The 16,599-nt window shown below is 71.8% G+C and carries 16 protein-coding genes; 7 read left to right on the top strand and 9 right to left on the bottom strand.

Features of this window, described 5'->3' with window-relative positions:
- Positions 1 to 158 precede the first annotated feature (158 nt).
- Both FLX07_RS02920 and FLX07_RS02915 read right to left on the bottom strand, forming a co-directional pair.
- On the bottom strand, positions 159 to 1,016 hold the full coding sequence (locus FLX07_RS02920) for an SAM-dependent methyltransferase (RefSeq protein ID WP_142567827.1): 858 nt from the start codon (positions 1,014 to 1,016) through the stop codon (positions 159 to 161).
- A gap of 283 nt (positions 1,017 to 1,299) precedes the next feature.
- The gene (locus FLX07_RS02915; protein WP_142567826.1) at positions 1,300 to 1,803 is read right to left on the bottom strand and encodes a VOC family protein; all 504 of its coding nucleotides are present in this window, start codon (positions 1,801 to 1,803) and stop codon (positions 1,300 to 1,302) included.
- Positions 1,804 to 1,998: 195 nt separating this feature from the next.
- Between FLX07_RS02915 and FLX07_RS02910 the strand changes: the two genes are divergently transcribed.
- Positions 1,999 to 2,211 carry a hypothetical protein gene (locus FLX07_RS02910; protein ID WP_142567825.1) on the top strand — a complete coding sequence of 71 codons (213 nt, stop codon included), beginning with the start codon at positions 1,999 to 2,001 and terminating at the stop codon, positions 2,209 to 2,211.
- Positions 2,212 to 2,465: 254 nt separating this feature from the next.
- Here the strand turns inward: FLX07_RS02910 and FLX07_RS37430 are convergent, their stop codons facing one another.
- Positions 2,466 to 4,007, bottom strand: coding sequence for an ROK family transcriptional regulator (locus FLX07_RS37430; protein ID WP_223852898.1), 1,542 nt, complete (start codon positions 4,005 to 4,007; stop codon positions 2,466 to 2,468).
- Between the two features lie 322 nt (positions 4,008 to 4,329).
- Here FLX07_RS37430 and xylA point away from each other — a divergent pair, with 322 nt between their 5' ends.
- The 3 genes from xylA (at position 4,330) to FLX07_RS02885 (ending at position 7,652) form a co-directional block, all read left to right on the top strand.
- On the top strand, positions 4,330 to 5,475 hold the full coding sequence (xylA, locus tag FLX07_RS02895) for a xylose isomerase (protein ID WP_142567824.1): 1,146 nt from the start codon (positions 4,330 to 4,332) through the stop codon (positions 5,473 to 5,475).
- 28 nt (positions 5,476 to 5,503) lie between these two features.
- Entirely contained in the window at positions 5,504 to 6,874 is a 1,371-nt protein-coding gene (gene xylB, locus FLX07_RS02890; protein WP_142567823.1) for a xylulokinase, read from the top strand.
- A 124-nt stretch (positions 6,875 to 6,998) separates the two neighbouring features.
- A complete protein-coding gene (locus tag FLX07_RS02885; protein WP_142567822.1) occupies positions 6,999 to 7,652 on the top strand; it encodes a DUF998 domain-containing protein in 654 nt (217 codons plus the stop codon).
- Between the two features lie 122 nt (positions 7,653 to 7,774).
- On the opposite strand, the gene FLX07_RS02880 is transcribed toward FLX07_RS02885, so the two are convergent.
- The 3 genes from FLX07_RS02880 to FLX07_RS02870 form a co-directional block, all read right to left on the bottom strand.
- Entirely contained in the window at positions 7,775 to 8,566 is a 792-nt protein-coding gene (locus FLX07_RS02880; protein WP_142567821.1) for an SDR family NAD(P)-dependent oxidoreductase, read from the bottom strand.
- Complete coding sequence (locus FLX07_RS02875; RefSeq protein ID WP_142567820.1) at positions 8,557 to 10,071, bottom strand: MFS transporter; 1,515 nt, start codon at positions 10,069 to 10,071, stop codon at positions 8,557 to 8,559. Before FLX07_RS02875 ends, FLX07_RS02880 begins: the two co-directional genes overlap by 10 nt.
- A 64-nt stretch (positions 10,072 to 10,135) precedes the next feature.
- Entirely contained in the window at positions 10,136 to 10,831 is a 696-nt protein-coding gene (locus FLX07_RS02870; protein ID WP_142567819.1) for a type 1 glutamine amidotransferase domain-containing protein, read from the bottom strand.
- Between the two features lie 131 nt (positions 10,832 to 10,962).
- On the opposite strand from FLX07_RS02870, the gene FLX07_RS02865 reads away from it, so the two are divergent.
- Positions 10,963 to 11,913, top strand: coding sequence for a LysR family transcriptional regulator (locus tag FLX07_RS02865; protein WP_142567818.1), 951 nt, complete (start codon positions 10,963 to 10,965; stop codon positions 11,911 to 11,913).
- 56 nt (positions 11,914 to 11,969) lie between these two features.
- Here the strand turns inward: FLX07_RS02865 and FLX07_RS02860 are convergent, their stop codons facing one another.
- Positions 11,970 to 12,545 carry a helix-turn-helix domain-containing protein gene (locus tag FLX07_RS02860; protein ID WP_142567817.1) on the bottom strand — a complete coding sequence of 192 codons (576 nt, stop codon included), beginning with the start codon at positions 12,543 to 12,545 and terminating at the stop codon, positions 11,970 to 11,972.
- A 226-nt stretch (positions 12,546 to 12,771) separates the two neighbouring features.
- Between FLX07_RS02860 and FLX07_RS02855 the strand changes: the two genes are divergently transcribed.
- Together FLX07_RS02855 and FLX07_RS02850 are read left to right on the top strand one after the other, a co-directional pair.
- Positions 12,772 to 14,286 (top strand): MFS transporter, encoded by a 1,515-nt coding sequence (locus FLX07_RS02855; protein ID WP_142567816.1) that lies wholly within the window; start codon positions 12,772 to 12,774, stop codon positions 14,284 to 14,286.
- Positions 14,287 to 14,363: 77 nt separating this feature from the next.
- Positions 14,364 to 15,437: an alkene reductase gene (locus FLX07_RS02850; RefSeq protein WP_142567815.1), complete on the top strand. Its 1,074-nt coding sequence runs from the start codon at positions 14,364 to 14,366 to the stop codon at positions 15,435 to 15,437.
- A 234-nt stretch (positions 15,438 to 15,671) separates the two neighbouring features.
- Here FLX07_RS02850 and FLX07_RS02845 read toward each other — a convergent pair whose 3' ends face one another.
- Together FLX07_RS02845 and FLX07_RS02840 are read right to left on the bottom strand one after the other, a co-directional pair.
- Entirely contained in the window at positions 15,672 to 16,247 is a 576-nt protein-coding gene (locus FLX07_RS02845; RefSeq protein ID WP_142567814.1) for a GTP-binding protein, read from the bottom strand.
- Positions 16,228 to 16,575 carry a DUF742 domain-containing protein gene (locus FLX07_RS02840; RefSeq protein ID WP_223852897.1) on the bottom strand — a complete coding sequence of 116 codons (348 nt, stop codon included), beginning with the start codon at positions 16,573 to 16,575 and terminating at the stop codon, positions 16,228 to 16,230. Before FLX07_RS02840 ends, FLX07_RS02845 begins: the two co-directional genes overlap by 20 nt.
- Positions 16,576 to 16,599: the final 24 nt, after the last annotated feature.

Raw genomic sequence — 16,599 nt, 5'->3', positions numbered from 1 at the left:
TCACCGTCACTGCTCACCGATGTCAACCGTACGGCCGTCCGGATGGCCGTACGGCCGATGGTCGCTCCGGCGTCGCATGACCCGCTGCCTGCGACGAAGCCCCGCCGGCCGTACGGTTCCGTAGTGACGTAACTCACGTTTATGGCAGGAGGGAAACTTCAGGGTTTGTGCGCCACGCCGCCGACGAAGGTGTGGTACGTGATGCCGGGCTCGAAGACCTCACCGGGGTCCGGCCGCCACTCGGGGAGCGGCACCAGGCCGGGGTCGAGGAGCGGCATGTCGCCGAAGTAGGCCAGGATCTCCTCGCGGGTGCGCCACCGGCCCGTGCCCAGGTTCTCGTTGAACAGCTTCTCGGCCGAGGTCGCCTGCGCCGACACCTCGGGCATGTCCGGCCCGGGGTTGTGGAAGTGGGACAGCGCGAGGTAGCTACCGGAGGGCAGGGCCGCCCGGAGACGGGCGGCGATGGCCTCGGGCTCCTCGTGGTCGTTGAGGTGGTGGAGGATCCCGAGCAGCAGCAGGGCCACGGGCTGCTCGTAGTCGATGAGCGCGGTGACCGCGGGGTCGGCGAGGATCGCCTCCGGGTCGCGGATGTCGGCCTCGACGACCGTGGTGCTGCCGTTCCTCGCCAGCAGCGCCCGGCCGTGCATCAGGACGATGGGGTCGTTGTCGACATAGACGACCCGGGATTCCGGGGCGACCTGCTGCGCGACCTCGTGCACGTTGCCCTGCGTGGGCAGGCCCGAGCCGATGTCGAGGAACTGCCTGATGCCCGCCTCGGCCGCCAGATGGCGGACCGCCCGCCGCAGGAACGCCCGGTTGGACTTGGCCGCGGCCGGGGCGTCGGGGGCGATGCGCAAGGCGGCCTGCGCCACGTGGCGGTCGACGGCGTAGTTGTCCTTGCCGCCGAGCATGAAGTCGTAGACCCGCGAAACGCTCGGTGTGTTCGTGTCGATCCTGGCGGCTGCCCGGTCGTGTCCGGCCGGGCCGTCGCCCGCGTGCTGGTCGTTGTCGGCCATGATCCGTCCTGTCCCTCGCCGTACCGGTTCAGATCATGATCATCGTATGGGTATCCGAGGGCCCAGAGAAGGATGTTTGCGCTAAATGGCGCGAACAGGCCGGTCAGCGGACGAGATCGGTCAGCGGGTGAGGCTGATCAACGGACGAGATCGGTCAGCGGGCGAGGCCGGTCAGTGGGCGAGCCGGTCGGCGGGCGAGGCCGGTCAGTGGGCGAGCCGGTCGGCGGGCGAGGCCGGCGCTCGTGGGCGGTCGCGGGGAAGAGGGCCGCCCACGAGCGCAGGATCAGACGCTGACGCCGATCCCGCCGCGCGTCTCCGCGCCGTACCGCTCCAGTTCCTTCGCGAGGTCGAGCGGCTTGATCTGGGCGCGCCCGTCGAGAATCTCGTCGGTGAGCAGGCCGGCGGGCACCAGCCAGGAGACCTCGAACTCCAGCCCGTCCGGGTCCTTCGCGTAGAGGGCCTTGGTGGTGGAGTGGTCGGACGCGCCGACCAGGGCGTTCATCTCCGTCAGCCTGGTCGCGATCCGGTCGAGCTCGGCGAGCGTGTCGACCTCCCAGGCGAGGTGGTAGAGGCCGACCGTCGCACGCCCGGCGGACGAGGGCCCCGCCTGCGCCCCGATCTGGAACAGCCCGAGGTCGTGGTCGTTCGAAGAGCCCTCGGCCTGCAGGAACGCCGCCCCCGGGAACGCCTGCACGACGCGGAACCCGAGGGCCTCCTGGTAGAAGGCCACGCTGCGAGAGACGTCCCGCACGTACAGCACGGCGTGGTTGAGTCGCTGGACCGGCATGGTGCCTCCTGAAAACTTGAACTCTCAAGTAATTGTACCTCGGTGGGTTTCCCGGAAACTGTCGGTGGCAGGTCGTACCGTGTCCACGGGCTGCCGTCAGGGGTGACGCAGCCCGCCCACCGGCGCATCGCACGGCGCCGGACGTGGGCGGTCCGGCGAGGGGGGCCGGCGACGAGGCCGGCGGAGGGGGACGTCATGATCGTGGACAGGGCGACGCGGGAGCACGAGAACAACCTGGTCCTGTTCCGGGTGGTGCACGAGGTCGCGGTCCGTCATTCCGGCGCGCCCTACCACCAGGTGATCGCGGCGCTGACCGCCTGTCTGCCCGGCGCGCCCCGGCTGGCCGCCGACGAGCTGCGGCGCATCGCCGAGGAGATCAGCCTCGGCCGCGACCCCTCCGGCCTGTGAGCCGCTGAGCGCCTGAGCGTGACCGTCCCCGCCTCTTGGGGCGGCACGCGGTGGAAGCGGAGCGGGTCACTGCCGATTCCCTGCGCCGGTTCGCGCAGGGCCGCGCAGGTCCGCGCCGCGTTGGTCCGCGCTGGTCCGGTCTGCGCCGTGCAGGTCGGGGCCGGTTTGATCCGCGCAGGGCCGGTCCGCACCGCGCCGGTCTGCGCCGCGCCGGTCCGGTTCGCGCAGGGCCGCGCAGGGGGGCTCGCGTCGCGTCAGCTGTGCAGGAGGGCGGCGGGGTCGGCCATGACCTGCTCGATCACCTGGCCGGCCGCGCCGAGGGCGGCCGCCTCGGCGCCGAGCCGTGACACGACCACGGGCGGCACGGCGCCGCGCATCTGACCGAGGCGGGCCTTCATCGTGTCGGTGACCATGTGACCGATCCAGGGGAAAAGTGGCGCGTAGATCCCGCCGAGGACGATCGCGTCGGGATCGACGAGGTTGACCGCCGACGACAGGGCCACACCGAGCGCCCAGGCCGCCCGCTCACAGGCGGCTCGTGCCTTCTCGTCGCCCTCCCGGAGCCGGGACAGCACCCACGACACGCCCTGCTGCGCGGGCAGGAGCATTTCGAGCGGGATCGTCGCGCTCACGGCTCCGGGCGTCTCGGCTGGTTTCTCCTGCGCTGCTCCGGGCGTCTCGGCCGGCCTCTTGTGGGTGGCCCCGGGGGTTTCGGCCATCTTCTCCTGCGCGGCCCCGGGGGTTTCGGGTGCGTCTTTCTGCCCGGCCGCGGGCGTCTCGGCCGGTCTCCTGTGCGTGGCTCCGGCCTGTGTGGCTCCGGCCTGCGTTGCTCCGGCCTGTGTGGCTCCGGCCTGTGTGGCTCCGGAACTTCCGGGCGTCTTCTCCTGCGCGACCATGGGCGTCTCGGCCGCGTCCTTCTGCGGTATCCCGGCTGACACGTACCCGGACGTTGGGGGCGTATCGGCGGCGCGGCGGTTCAGGGCGGCGCGGCGGAACGGCGCGGCGCGGGCGGCGGTCAGGAGGGCGTCCTGGCCGGCGTACTGTTCGAGGCAGCCCCGCCCGCCGCAGCGGCACGGCGGGCCGGCGGGAGAGACGACGACGTGCCCGAGCTCCCCGGCGAAGCCGTGCGCGCCCCGGAAGAGCCGGCCGCGGACCACGAGGCCCGCACCGATTCCGATCTCTCCTGAAACGTGCAGGAAGTCGGGCAGTCCGGACCCGAACCACAGCTCGCCGAGCGCGGCCAGGTTGGCCTCGTTCTCCACCCGTACGGGGAAGGGGAAGCGCAGAAGCGACGCCAGTGGCACGTCGCGCCAGCCGAGGTTGGGGGCGTTGTGGACGACCCCGCTGGTCATGTCCACGGGGCCGGGCACGGCCAGCACGCCGCCGACCACCCGCAGGCCCTTCTCCACAGCTTCGTCCACAACCGCGGCGGCCAAATCCCCAAGTTGTGCGATCACATCCACAGGTGGCGCGGCCCGGTTGTCCACAGCCTGTGTACGGCGCAGCCGCACCGTCCGGGCGAGGTCGACCACGCACACCGCGAGGTAGTCGACGTTGATCTCCAGCCCGAGGGCGGCGACGTGCTGCCCGCTGATCCGGATCTCGACTCCGGGCCTGCCGCGCTCGCCGTCCCGGACCGCGCCGGTCTCCACCACGAGCCCGCCCTCGATGAGGTCGCCGACGAGCTTGGACACGGTCGTCTTGGTCAGGCCGGTCATCTCGGCGAGGGCGGCCCGGGTCACCGATCCCCGGGCGCCGACCGCGCCGAGGACGAGCGCCAGATTCCGTGCACGCATCGCGTCATGCCGCAGGGCCTGCGTCATGGCACCCCCCGCGCGAGTCCCGCCGCACGCCGAACGGCCCACGTCATCCGCACCTCCACACGCCAGCCACGTCACGCCGTACGGGCTGCGTCGTCACATCCTCCACACACCGGCCGCGTCGCGCGTACGGGCTTGGTCATCACATCCTCCACACGCCCGGCCGGGTCGCGCCGTACGGGCTTGGTCATCACATCTTCCACTGCCGCGTGTCGAGAATACGGACACACCCTCTTGACCCTGCGGCTCATCACGTCAGATATTTAGTCCACAACGTAGACTAATTCGGAGGCGATTCATGTACACCCCCACTCCCGAGGACCGTTTCACGTTCGGGCTGTGGACCGTCGGCTGGCAGGCGCGCGACCAGTTCGGCGACGCGTCCCGGGCCCCGCTGGACCCGGTCGAGAGCGTCCACCGCCTGGCCGAGCTCGGCGCGTACGGTGTGACCTTCCACGACGACGACCTCCTCGCGGTGGAGTCGGATCGCGCTAAGGCGATCGAGAGGTTCAAGAAGGCGCTGGCCGACACCGGCCTGAAGGTGCCGATGGCCACCACCAACCTGTTCACCCACCCGGTCTTCAAGGACGGCGGGTTCACCAGCAACGACCGCGAGGTCCGCCGCTACGCCCTGCGCAAGGTCATCCACAACATCGACCTCGCCGCCGAGCTGGGCGCGAAGACGTACGTGTGCTGGGGTGGCCGTGAGGGCGCCGAGTCCGAGGCCGCCAAGGACGTGCGGGTCGCGCTCGACCGTTACAAGGAGGGCTTCGACCTCCTGTGCCAGTACGTGATCGACAAGGGCTACGACATCCGCTTCGCCGTCGAGCCCAAGCCGAACGAGCCGCGCGGTGACATCCTGCTGCCGACGATCGGGCACGCCCTGGCGTTCATCAACTCGCTGGAGCACCCCGAGATGGTGGGCCTCAACCCCGAGACCGGCCACGAGCAGATGGCCGGGATGAACTTCGTCCACGGCATCGCCCAGGCGCTGTGGCACGGCAAGCTGTTCCACATCGACCTCAACGGCCAGCACGGCCCGCGGTTCGACCAGGACCTCATCTTCGGCCACGGTGACGTCAAGAACGCGTTCTTCCTCGTCGACCTGCTGGAGAACGGCGGCTACGAGGGCCCGCGCCACTTCGACTACAAGCCGCTGCGCACCGAGGACAAGGAGGACGTCTGGGACTCGGCCGCGGCCAACATGCGGACCTACCTCATCCTCAAGGAGAAGTCGAAGGCCTACCGCGCCGACCCCGAGGTGCAGGAGGCGCTGGAGGCCAGCAAGTGCAACGAGCTGGCCCAGCCGACCCTCGCCGCCGGCGAGACCTACGAGGACATCCTCGCCGAGTCGATCGACGTGGACGCGGTGGCCGCCCGCGGCTTCCACTTCACCCGGCTCAACCAGCTCGCGCTGGAGCACCTCTTCGGCGTGCGCGGCTGACCGGTAAGACGAGAGCGGAGGGACGACTGTGACGCTGGTCGCGGGGGTCGACTCGTCGACCCAGAGCTGCAAGGTCGTCATCCGGGACGCGGAGAGCGGGGCCCTCGTGCGCGAGGGCCGCGCCTCCCACCCCGGCGGCACCGAGGTCCATCCCGAGCACTGGTGGACCGCGCTGCAGAGCGCGATCGAGCAGGCCGGAGGGCTGGCGGACGTCGCGGCGGTGAGCGTGGGGGCCCAGCAGCACGGCATGGTCTGCCTCGACGAGGACGGCGAGGTGGTCCGGCCCGCGCTGCTGTGGAACGACACCCGCTCGGCCGGGGCGGCGACCGAGCTGATCGCCGAACTGGGTGGTCCGAAGGCGTGGGCCGAGGCCGTCGGCAGCGTTCCGGTGGCCTCCTTCACGGTGACCAAGCTCCGCTGGCTCGCACGCAACGAGCCGGACAACGCCCGCCGTACGCGCTCGGTGTGCCTGCCGCACGACTGGCTCACCTGGCGGCTCGCCGGCCGGCCGGACGCGATCACGACGGACCGGGGCGACGCCTCCGGCACCGGTTACTGGTCGCCCGCGACCGGTGAATACCGGACCGACCTGCTCGAACTCGCTATGGGCAGGGTGCCGGAGCTGCCCCGCGTGCTCGGTCCCGCGGAACAGGCGGGGACGGCCGAGCAGGGCGGCGCGCTGCTCGCCCCCGGCACCGGCGACAACATGGCGGCGGCGCTCGGCGTCGGCATGCGGCCCGGCGACGTGGTCGTGTCCATCGGCACCTCGGGTACGGCGTTCGCCGTCTCGGAGGCGCCGTCCGCCGACGCCTCCGGAGGGGTCGCCGGCTTCGCCGACGCCACCGGGCGCTACCTGCCGCTGGTCGCCACGCTGAACGCGGCACGGGTGCTCGACGCCGCAGCCGGGATGCTCCGGGTCACGCCCCAGGAGCTGAGCGATCTGGCCCTGCGGGCCCCCTCGGGCGCGGACGGGCTGGTGCTCGTGCCCTACCTGGAGGGGGAGCGCACCCCGAACCGTCCCGACGCCACGGGGTCGCTGCACGGGCTCAGGCTCGCCACGTCCACCCCCGAGCACCTGGCCAGGGCCGCGGTCGAGGGCATGCTCTGCGGCCTCGCCGACGCGCTGGACGCTCTCGGGGTCGAGCCGCAGCGGGTGCTGCTCATCGGCGGCGGTGCGCGGTCGGAGGCGGTGCGCCGCATCGCCCCGACGGTCTTCGGACGTCCGGTGCTCGTCCCCACCCCCGGGGAGTACGTCGCGGACGGCGCGGCCAAGCAGGCCGCCTGGCTGCTGTCCGGGGAGCCGGAAGCGCCGGTGTGGGACACCGGCGCGACCGAGCGGTACGAGGCCGACGCCACTCCCGGCCTGCGTGAGCGGTACCACGAGGCCGCGCAGGAGTGACGTCCCGGGTGGGGCCCCCGGATACCCCGGGGTCCCCACCCTGAGACGACCCTGACCCCTTCTCGGGGGGATCTACGCGTTGTCCCGGATGTTAGAAACGGGCGGTACGCGGGATCCTCACCATATGGTCAAGAGGTTCTATCCCCTGCTCGCCGGCGGCGGCATCCTGCTCGCGGTCGTCACCGTGGTGGCGGCGCAGGTGAGCGGGGAATCCTCCCTGGACCCCGTCTCCATGACGATCAGCGAGTACGCCGCCCGTGACGGCGGCGGCGCCGTCGAGGCGGCCATGGCCGTCCTCGGCCTGGCCTCGCTCGCGCTCCTGGCCGGGATGCGTGCGGTCGGCGCGCCGGTGCACGGCTGGCCGGGCCGCCTGATCGGCCTGTGGAGCGCCTCGCTCATCGGCGCGGCCGTGGTCCCGTCGGGCGCGGTCTGGCAGGGGGACCTGCACGGTGTCCTGTCGGCGACGGCCTTCGTGAGCGTGCCCGCCGCCACCATTCAGTTGGTGGGCCGCCTGGGACAGGACGAGCGGTGGAAGGCCGCCGTCCGGCCGCTGGAGTGGCTGACGCTCGCCTCGGGTCTCGGCCTGGCGGCCATCACGTACGTCGCGCTGCCCGGCCACGGCGTCATGATCGGCCTGGTGGAACGGCTGCTGCTGACCGCCGAGGTGGCCGTCCTCGGAGTGCTCGCCGTACGGCTCCTGCAGCTCACCTGGGGGCCGGTGCTGCGGGAGCGGATCGATGGCCGGCGCGCCGTGCGCGACTTCCTGGTCCACCGCTGACTGGTCCACCGCTGACTGGCCCACTGCTGAGTGGTCCACCGCTGGGCCGTGTTCACCGCCGGGGGGACGGGGGCACGCCGGACCGTGCGGGCGCGGGGGCGCCGCACGGCCCGGCTGTGGCGTCAGACGTTCGCCGACAACTTCCGGGTCAGTTCGCTCAGGCGGCGACGGTAGTCCGGGTCATACGCCTCTTCGGCGGCCCGCGCTTCCTTCTCGCCGTCGAAGTAGCGGCCGGTGACCTCGGCCAGTTCGGGCGCCTCCACCAGACGCCGGGTGGCGGCCACCCCTTTCTCCAGCGTGTCGACGACCTCCATGCCGGATCTCCTGGACATGGCCGTCGGCATGTACGAGCCAGGATGAACGCTGTTCACCGTGACACCGCTCCCCTGGAGTTCTTCGGCCAGATCGCGGGTGTGGCAGATGAGCGCGAGTTTGGAGCGGCAGTAGGCGGCGACGTCGGTGTAGCCGCGTTCGAGTTGCGGATCGTCGAAGTCGATCGGCTGCTGACCGATCGAGGCGACGTTGACGACCCGGGAGGGTGCGGCTCGGCGAAGCAGCGGAAGCAGCTCCCGGGTGAGCAGCACCGGCGCGAGGTAGTTGACCGCCAGGCGCAGTTCATGCCCGTCCGCCGACAGCTGCCGGGATGTTCCTTCGACGTGGAAACCGATCCCGGCGTTGTTCACGAGCGCGTGCAGCCGGTCGTGGGCCTCGGCGATTCGCGCGGCGAGACGCCGGACCTCGGCGAGGGAGGAGAAGTCGGCGGTGAACGTCTCGCCGCCGGTGGCCTCGGCCACTTCGGCGAGCCGCCGGGCGTCTCGTCCGTGCAGCAGCAGCCGGTGCCCGCCGGCGGCGAGGTCTTCGGCGAGCGCTCGGCCGAGCCCGTCCGAGGCGCCGGTGATGAGAATCAGTGCCATGTCTTGCACCTTTCTGGTGGTCGCGTCTCGTGCCGTGGCCGGACGAGGGTGCGGGCGTTGGTCAGCCCGGCCAGGGCCACGAGCACGACGAGGGCGAATGCGCCTGCGCCCAGGGCGAAGCACACCGTGAACCGGCCTTCGGCGGGCAGGGCGGACGCCCGGGTGGCGAGGTGCGCCGCGGGCTCGACCGCGGGCTCGACCGCGAGCAGCGTCGCGGCCAGGGCGCTGGCGACGGAACTGCCCACCGAGCGTGCGACCGAGTTGATCCCGTTGGCGATGCCGGTCCGGCCGGCGGGCACGGCACCGGCGAGGACGGCCGGGAGGGTGGCGAAGCCGAAGCTGACGGCGACGCCGACGAGGATACCCGCCGCGATGACGGCGGCCGCCGAGCCGTGCGCGGCGGCGAGCACGGCGAAGCCGGTGGCCCCGCATGCGGCGCCCACGGCGAGGGTCGCGTGGGCGCCGATCATCCGGACCATCGCCCCGGCGACCTGGGCGGCGGCCAGGGAGACCAGGGCGGGCGGCATGAGGTAGGCGACGGACGCCTCGAACACCGTGGCTCCGAATCCGTATCCGTCCGGCGGGGCCGGGAGCTGGACCAGCGCCGAAATGCCGAGGAACTGGGAGAACATCGCGAAGCCCAGCAGGAAGCCCGCGAGATTGGCGAGCCGCACCGGTCGCAGGACGAGCATCCGCATGTCGACGAGGGGCTCGCCCGCCCCCCGCTCGAGCATCACCCAGACGGCCGCCGCCGCCACCGCCGAGGCGAAGCAGCCCAGAGTCGGAGCGGACGACCACCCCCACCTGGCCCCCTGTGACAGGGGAAGCAGCAGCAGGGTCAACATCGCGGCGAGCGCGATCGCTCCCGGCCAGTCGGTGCGGCCGCCGGGCCGTACGCGAGGACGGGGGATGACGGCGGCGACGGCGGCCAGGGTGAGCGCGGACACTCCGGCCGACAACCAGAACACGTGGTGAAAGTCCGGTGCGGCGCCTTGGGTGAGCAGCCCCGCGCCGACCAGGGCGACCGCGTTGCCGACCGCCAGCGTCCCGCTGAGCAGGGCCATCGCCCCGGGAAGGCGTTCGCGTGGCAGTTCGTCGCGGACCACCGACTGCGCGAGCGGGAAGATCGCGGTGGAGGCCCCTTGCAACGCGCGTGCGACGATCAGCCAGGGCAAGGTGTCGGTGGTGGCGCCCAGCACGGACCCCGTCAACGTGAGACCGAGCACGCCGATCAGGGTGCGTCTCACGCCGTGCTGGTCACCGTACCGGCCAAGCAGGGGCGTGCAGACGGCGGCGGAGAGCAAGGTGGCCGTGGTGAGCCAGCTCGCGCCGGCCGTCGTGGTGTGCAGATCTCGCTGGATGACTCCGAGGATCGGCACGGTCAGCGTCTGCATCATCGAGACGACCATGGCGCCGAGGCCGAGGACCGGAACGAGCAGCCGGCCCCTGCGCCGGCCATTGCGGCGGGTGATGGGCGTCGGGGCGTCGATGCGGGTCATGTGCATGAGAACAGCTCCTCGGCGGCCGGCCCTCTGTGGTCGAGGGCCGGCGCAGGGACCGGTGCAGGGGTCAGCCGAGGGTCTTGAGCAGTTCGGCGGCCAGCGCGGTGGAGGAGGCGGGGTTCTGCCCGGTGTGGACGTTGCGGTCGACGACCACGTTGGGCGCCCACGGCTCGCCTGCGGAAAATCGCACTCCCAGGGCGACCAGCCGGTCCTCCAGGAGCCACTTCGACCGGTCGGCGAGCCCGGTCAGGGTCTCCTCCGCCTTGGTGAAGCCGGTGATCCGGTAGCCGGTGAACGGCGAGGTGCCGTCCGGCCGCTCGGTGGCAAGGAGGGCGGCCAGGCCGTGGCAGACCAGGCTCACCGGCATGCCCGCGTCCATGGCGTCGGTCAGAAGGCGGGCCGAGTCGGCGTCGGCCGCCAGATCCTCCATCGGGCCGTGCCCACCGGGGTAGAACACCGCGGCGTACCGGGCCGGATCGACGCCTTCCAGCGTGATCGGGTTCCGGAGCTCCGCGGCGGAGCGGAGCGCGGCGGCCATCGCGTCCGCACCGGCCTGGCCGCCGTTGACCTCAGGGGCGAGGCTCGCCTGGTCGACCGTCGGCACGACACCGCCGGGTGTGGCCACGATCACCTCGTGCCCGGCCGCGGTGAACGCCTGGTGCGGGGCCACGAACTCTTCGGCCCAGAAGCCAGTCGGATGCTCGGTTCCGTCGGCCAGCGTCAGGTGGCGCGCACCGGTCATCACAAAAAGAATCTTCGCCATCACTTGTGCTCTTTTCCGCGGTCCTCGCAGACGGCGAGGTGGGGTGAGCTGACGATGCTCTGCTGCCCGTCAGCGGGAACGAGCTGGATCGTAGGCCGCTCAGGCATAGGACAACCAATAGCATCGGCTCTATGAGTCATAGGCAGGCCGATACCTCCGTCACTGCCGTGGGAGGCCGGGCAGCAGGTGGGCCGCTGGATCTGATGCTGCTGCGGACGTTCCTCGCCGTGTACCGCGCCGGTTCCTTCACCGCGGCCGGCGCGCTGCTGGGGCTGTCCCAGCCGACCGTGACGAGTCAGGTGCGCACCCTGGAGGAGCAGCTCGATCGCCGGTTGTTCGAACGGCTGCCCCGGGGAGTGGCCGCCACGTCGGTGGCCGACGAGCTGGCCGCGCAGGTCGCGGGCCCGCTGGACGAACTGGCGGTGGTGGCCGGACGAGGCCGTCCGGGCGACGAGTCCTCCGAGCCGGTGCACCTCGGGGGTCCGGCCGAGGTGCTGAGCGCCCGGGTCCTGCCCGCCCTGGCGCCGCTGGTCGAACAGGGTCTGCGGCTGCGGGTCACGGCCGGTCTGGCCGACGACCTGCTGGAGGGCCTGCGCGCGGGGCGTTTCGACCTGGTTCTCTCGGCGATCCGCCCACGGGGCCGCACCGTGGTGGCCGTACCGCTCATGGACGAGGAGTTCGTGCTGGTGGCCGCGCCTGTCTGGGCGGACCGGATCGGCCCTGTCGGCTGCGACGACCCCGGCCCCCTGAACGATGCCCCGCTGGTCGCCTATGCCGAGGACGTGCCCATCCTCCGCCGGTATTGGCGTCACGTCTTCCGTACGCGTCTGACCAGGTCGCCCACGGTGGTCGTCCCCGATCTGCGCGGTGTGCTGACGGCCGTCGTCGCCGGAGCCGGAATCACCGTGCTGCCTCGCTATCTGTGTGCCGGCGAACTCGGCAGCGGCGAACTCGTGGCGCTCCTCGATCCGGACGACCCGCCCATCAACACCGGCTTCCTCGCACAGAGGGCGGGCGTGCTCGAACGCCGCTACGTCACCCTCGTCCGGGACCGGTTGCTGCACGAGGCCCGCCACTGGTGAAAGGCCGGGCCCGAGCTCGCGGCGGTCCAGGGCGCCGGCCGGTGCCCGACGGCGCCTCAGGCGGGACGGGCCCGCAGGTGGGCGCGTTCGCCCTGCGGACCGAACAGGACGAGCAGTTCGACGGGGCGCGCGTCGGCCGACCCCAGCCAGTGCGGGACGTGGGTGTCGAACTCGGCCACCTCGCCGGGCTTGAGCAGCAGATCCCGGCCGTCCAGGAGCAGCCGCAGCCGGCCTTCGAGGACGTAGAGCCACTCATAGCCCTCGTGCGTCTTCAGGTCGGGCTCGGCCTTGTCGCGGTCGGGTGGGATGACCAGTTTGTAGGCCTGCATGCCGCCGGCCCGGCGGGTCAGCGGGACGAAGGTCATGCCGAGGCGGTGCACCGGACGCAGATGCACGCGCGGGTCGCCGGTGCGCGGGGCGCCGACCAGCTCGTCGAGGGGCACGCCGTAGGCGTGGGCCAGGGGGAGTAGCAGTTCCAGGTTCGGCCGGCGGCTTCCGCTCTCCAGCCGTGACAGCGTGCTTTCCGAGATGCCGGTGGTCCGTGACAGGTCGGCAAGCGTGACGCCGCGCTGTTTGCGCAGGTCACGCAGCTTCGGCCCGACGGCGGCGAGGACGTCTTTCAGCTGCTCCATGCCGACCAGCTTGCCGAAACGGCATGAGAAATTGCAACGGAAGCGGGGGGCGGGTCACTCTCGACCATGCCCGCGGGCCGGCCGGACCGCCGCCCTGGGCCTCTGCCCGCTCCCGTCTTCGTGCCCGGCCTTTGTGTCCGGTCTTCGTGTCCGGTCTTTGCGTCCGGTCTTCGCGCCGAGGCAGCCCGGGAGCCGCCCCGATCCCGTAACTCGTAAGGACCTTTCGATGACCACCGACTCAAGCACCACGGCGCGACAGCCGGGCGCCCGCGACCCCGATCCGCGCCGCTGGGCCGCCCTGACGGTGATCTCCCTGGCGACGCTGATGGTGGTGCTGGACGCCTCCGTGGTGAACATCGCCCTCCCGCACGCGCAGCGCGAGCTGGGTATCGCCGACGCGGACCGTCAGTGGATGGTCACCGCCTACACGCTGGCCTTCGGCGGACTGCTGCTCCTCGGCGGACGCATCGCGGACTTCGCCGGCCGCAAGCGGGTCTTCCTGATCGGGCTGGTCGGTTTCGCCGCGGTCTCCGTACTCGGCGGCCTCGCCCCCAACGGACTGACGCTCTTCGCCGCCCGCGCACTCCAGGGAGTGTTCGCGGCCCTGCTCGCCCCGGCCGCGCTGTCACTGATCAGCGTGACCTTCACCGACCCTCGGGAGCGCGCGAAGGCGTTCGGCGTCTACGGCGCCCTCCAGGGCGGCGGGGGAGCGGTCGGTCTGATCCTCGGCGGTGTGCTGACGCAGTACGCCGACTGGCGCTGGTGCCTGTTCATCAACACTCCGATCGCCCTGGTCGCGGCACTCGCCGCGGTGCCGGCCATCCGCGCGAGCCGAGCCGAGGGCGGGCGCCATTACGACATACCGGGAGCCGTCCTGGTCACCGGCGGTCTGATCGCTCTCGTGTACGGCTTCACCGAAGCCGCGGAGGGCGCGGGCCGGCACATCGGAGCGGTTCTGGCGCTGCTGGCGGCCGCGGTCGTCCTGCTGGTCGCCTTCGTCGCCGTAGAACGGCGCGCCGCACACCCGCTGCTGCCCCTACGGGTCGTACGGCACCGCGACCGCGCGGGATCGCTCCTGGCCTCCCTGCTGACCGGCGCCGGCATGTTCGGCATGCTGCTGTTCCTGACCTACTACCTCCAGGTCGACCTCGGCTATACGCCGCTGCGGGCGGGCCTGGCCTTCCTCCCCTTCAGCGGCGGCATCGTCGCCGCCTCGGTGCTGGGAGCGGGGTTGGTGACCCGTCTGGGTCCCAAGGTTCCGATGGTGGGCGGCATCGCGGTGGCCGCGGCCGGCATGCTCTGGCTGGCCACGTTGAACGGTTCCTCGACCTACCTCGCCGGGATTCTGGGGCCCCAGATCCTGACCGCCCTGGGCCTGGGCCTGTTCTTCCTGGCCCTGCCCACGATCGTGCTGTCCAGCGTCGAGTCGCGGGACGCCGGGGTCGCCAGCGCCACGATCAACACCACCCAGCAGATCGGCGGAGCACTCGGCCCGGCGCTGCTCAACACCCTCTATATCGCGGCGCTCAACAGCGCCCTCGCCGGGCGGCGGTCCGCGTCCGGGCAGTGGATCCAGGCCGTCCCGGCGGACAGCTACCTGCACGGCTACCGCACGGCCTTCCTGGCCGCGGGCGGGCTCTTCGTTCTCGCCCTGCTCATCGTCGCCGTGATGGTCACGAGATCCGCCGCATCCACAGGCGCATCCACAGGCGCATCCACCGGGGCCTCCGGCACCCGCTGAGCATTTCGCCCACGCCCGCCGCGCGCTCGCCGATCCCGTCGCGCGGCACCCACCCACCTCACGAGGAGAGACCTTCCATGCCAGACCTGTTCGAGCCGGTGACCGTCGGCAAGTGGACGCTGAACAACCGGATCGTCATGGCCCCCATGACCCGCAACCGGGCAGGGACCGCAGGCGTGCCACGCGACATCACCGCGACGTACTACCGGCAGCGGGCGACCGCAGGGCTGATCATCACCGAGGGCGTCCAGCCCAGCGCGGCCGGGCAGGGCTACCTGAACACGCCCGGCCTGCACACACCCGAGCAGATCGAGGGATGGCGCCGGGTCGCCGACGCCGTACACGAGGAAGGCGGCCGCATCGTCGCCCAGCTCATGCACACAGGGCGCATCGCCCACCCGGACAACAAGGACGGCCACGAAACGGTCGCTCCCAGCGCCATCGCCGCGCCCGGCCAGATCTTCACCGCTCACGGCCTCATGCCGCATCCGGTGCCCCGCGCCCTGGAGACGGCGGAGGTGGCGTCCGTGATCGGCGAGTACGCGCACGCGGCACGCTCGGCCGTCGAAGCCGGCCTGGACGGCGTCGAACTGCACTCCGCCAACGGCTACCTGCTCCACCAGTTCCTCGCGCCCTCCACCAACCGGCGCAGCGACGCCTACGGCGGCTCCGCCACGGCCCGAGCCCGGTTCGCCGTCGAGGTGGCCCATGCCGTGGCCGAGGCGATCGGCGGCGAGCGGGTGGGGATCCGCATCTCCCCGGCGGTCAACCTCCATGGCGCCGTCGAGGACGATCCGGCCGAGACGGCCGCGACCTACCGGGCGCTGCTCGACGGGATCGCACCGCTGGGCCTGGCGTACCTGCACACCATCGGCGATCCCTCCAGCCCGCTGCTCGAAGACCTCCGCGCGCGGTTCGGCGGCCCGCTCATCGTCAACGACGGCTGGGAGCCCGTGACAGACGAGAGCACCGCCCGCCGACGTGTGCGCACTGGTCAGGCAGACCTCGTCGCCGTGGGGCGGGCCTTCATCGCCAATCCCGACCTGGTCCGGCGCTGGCAGAACCACGCCCCGGTCAACGAGGCCGACGCCGCCACGTTCTACGGCGGCGACACGCGGGGCTACATCGACTACCCGACGCTGACGGACTGATCGACGCCGGAGCGCGGGGCAGACGCTCTCGTCCGCCTGGAGGACGCACCACGCCGCACCAGGGCCGCACTAGGGCCGCACCACGCCGCACCAGGCGCCGGGCGGACCGATCTCGGCGGCTTCGGCCGACCTGCCACCCAGGCCTGCGACAGCACGGTTTCAGCTCCATCGCGAGAGCGGAGGCCCAGAGGGCAGGGGTGATGGTCCGGCACGCGTTCCAGAGGGGGCCCGGCTCTACCGCTGGGCCGCCGTCAGCATCTTGAGCGCGTGCTCCACGAGCGTGACGAGCACGACCTTGGCCGAGGCGCGGCGCCGTACGTCGCAGAGCAGGACGGGGACGTCCGGGTCGAGGTCGAGAGCGATCCGCACGTCCTCGGGCTCGTGCCGGTCGGCGTCCTCGAAGCAGTTGACCGCGACGATGAACGGCGTGCCGCGCTGCTCGAAGTAGTCGATCGACGGAAAGCAGTCGGTCAGCCTGCGGGTGTCGGCCAGCACGACGGCCCCGAGCGCGCCGTAGGAGAGCTCGTCCCACATGAACCAGAAGCGCTCCTGTCCGGGGGTGCCGAACAGGTAGACCACGAGCCCTTCCCTGATGGTGATGCGGCCGAAGTCCATGGCCACCGTCGTGGTCGTTTTGCCTTCCACGCCGTCGGTGTCGTCGACGCCGACGCCGCGATCGGACAGCACCTCCTCGGTGCGCAGGGGGCGAATCTCGCTGATCGCGCCGACCAGCGTGGTCTTGCCGACGCCGAAGCCGCCGGCCACCAAGATCTTGAGGGCGACCGGCTCCTCAGAGGGCGCGAAGGCCATTGATCACTTCCTTGAGAATGCGCTCGCTTGGCAGCGGCGCCACCTTGCCCGGAGCTCGTACGTCGACGAGCCCGAGGTCGTGCAGATCCCCGATCAGAACACGGACTACGCCCAGCGGCAGGTCGACGTCGGACGCGATGTCCGCCACCGACGCGCCGCGGCGCGCGATCTCGAGGATCCGCCGCTGCTCGGGGCCAATGCCGGAGACATCCGTCGGTGACCCCGTGGCGGTCACCATGGTGATCAGGTCGAGCCTGGCCCCGGAGTGCCGCGCCCGGCCCCCCGTCAGCGCGTAGGGCCGGACCAACGGCCCGGCCTCCTCGTCCATCCACTGGGGTCCCGTCATGTGGCC

Source organism: Microbispora bryophytorum, assembly GCF_006874465.1.
Lineage (GTDB): Bacteria > Actinomycetota > Actinomycetes > Streptosporangiales > Streptosporangiaceae > Microbispora > Microbispora bryophytorum.
The sequence above is the reverse complement of the archived record's forward strand: the minus strand, read 5'-3'. Positions and strand labels throughout refer to the sequence as shown.

Excerpts from the sequence above, each read along its gene's own strand:
- FLX07_RS02920 (WP_142567827.1), bottom strand. The coding sequence starts at position 1,016 with ATGGCCGACAACGACCAGCACGCGGGCGACGGCCCGGCCGGACACGAC.
- FLX07_RS02915 (WP_142567826.1), bottom strand. The coding sequence starts at position 1,803 with ATGCCGGTCCAGCGACTCAACCACGCCGTGCTGTACGTGCGGGACGTC.
- FLX07_RS02910 (WP_142567825.1), top strand. The coding sequence starts at position 1,999 with ATGATCGTGGACAGGGCGACGCGGGAGCACGAGAACAACCTGGTCCTG.
- FLX07_RS37430 (WP_223852898.1), bottom strand. The coding sequence starts at position 4,007 with ATGCGTGCACGGAATCTGGCGCTCGTCCTCGGCGCGGTCGGCGCCCGG.
- xylA (WP_142567824.1), top strand. The coding sequence starts at position 4,330 with ATGTACACCCCCACTCCCGAGGACCGTTTCACGTTCGGGCTGTGGACC.
- FLX07_RS02885 (WP_142567822.1), top strand. The coding sequence starts at position 6,999 with ATGGTCAAGAGGTTCTATCCCCTGCTCGCCGGCGGCGGCATCCTGCTC.
- FLX07_RS02880 (WP_142567821.1), bottom strand. The coding sequence starts at position 8,566 with ATGGCACTGATTCTCATCACCGGCGCCTCGGACGGGCTCGGCCGAGCG.
- FLX07_RS02875 (WP_142567820.1), bottom strand. The coding sequence starts at position 10,071 with ATGCACATGACCCGCATCGACGCCCCGACGCCCATCACCCGCCGCAAT.
- FLX07_RS02870 (WP_142567819.1), bottom strand. The coding sequence starts at position 10,831 with ATGGCGAAGATTCTTTTTGTGATGACCGGTGCGCGCCACCTGACGCTG.
- FLX07_RS02865 (WP_142567818.1), top strand. The coding sequence starts at position 10,963 with ATGAGTCATAGGCAGGCCGATACCTCCGTCACTGCCGTGGGAGGCCGG.
- FLX07_RS02860 (WP_142567817.1), bottom strand. The coding sequence starts at position 12,545 with ATGGAGCAGCTGAAAGACGTCCTCGCCGCCGTCGGGCCGAAGCTGCGT.
- FLX07_RS02855 (WP_142567816.1), top strand. The coding sequence starts at position 12,772 with ATGACCACCGACTCAAGCACCACGGCGCGACAGCCGGGCGCCCGCGAC.
- FLX07_RS02850 (WP_142567815.1), top strand. The coding sequence starts at position 14,364 with ATGCCAGACCTGTTCGAGCCGGTGACCGTCGGCAAGTGGACGCTGAAC.
- FLX07_RS02845 (WP_142567814.1), bottom strand. The coding sequence starts at position 16,247 with ATGGCCTTCGCGCCCTCTGAGGAGCCGGTCGCCCTCAAGATCTTGGTG.
- FLX07_RS02840 (WP_223852897.1), bottom strand. The coding sequence starts at position 16,575 with ATGGACGAGGAGGCCGGGCCGTTGGTCCGGCCCTACGCGCTGACGGGG.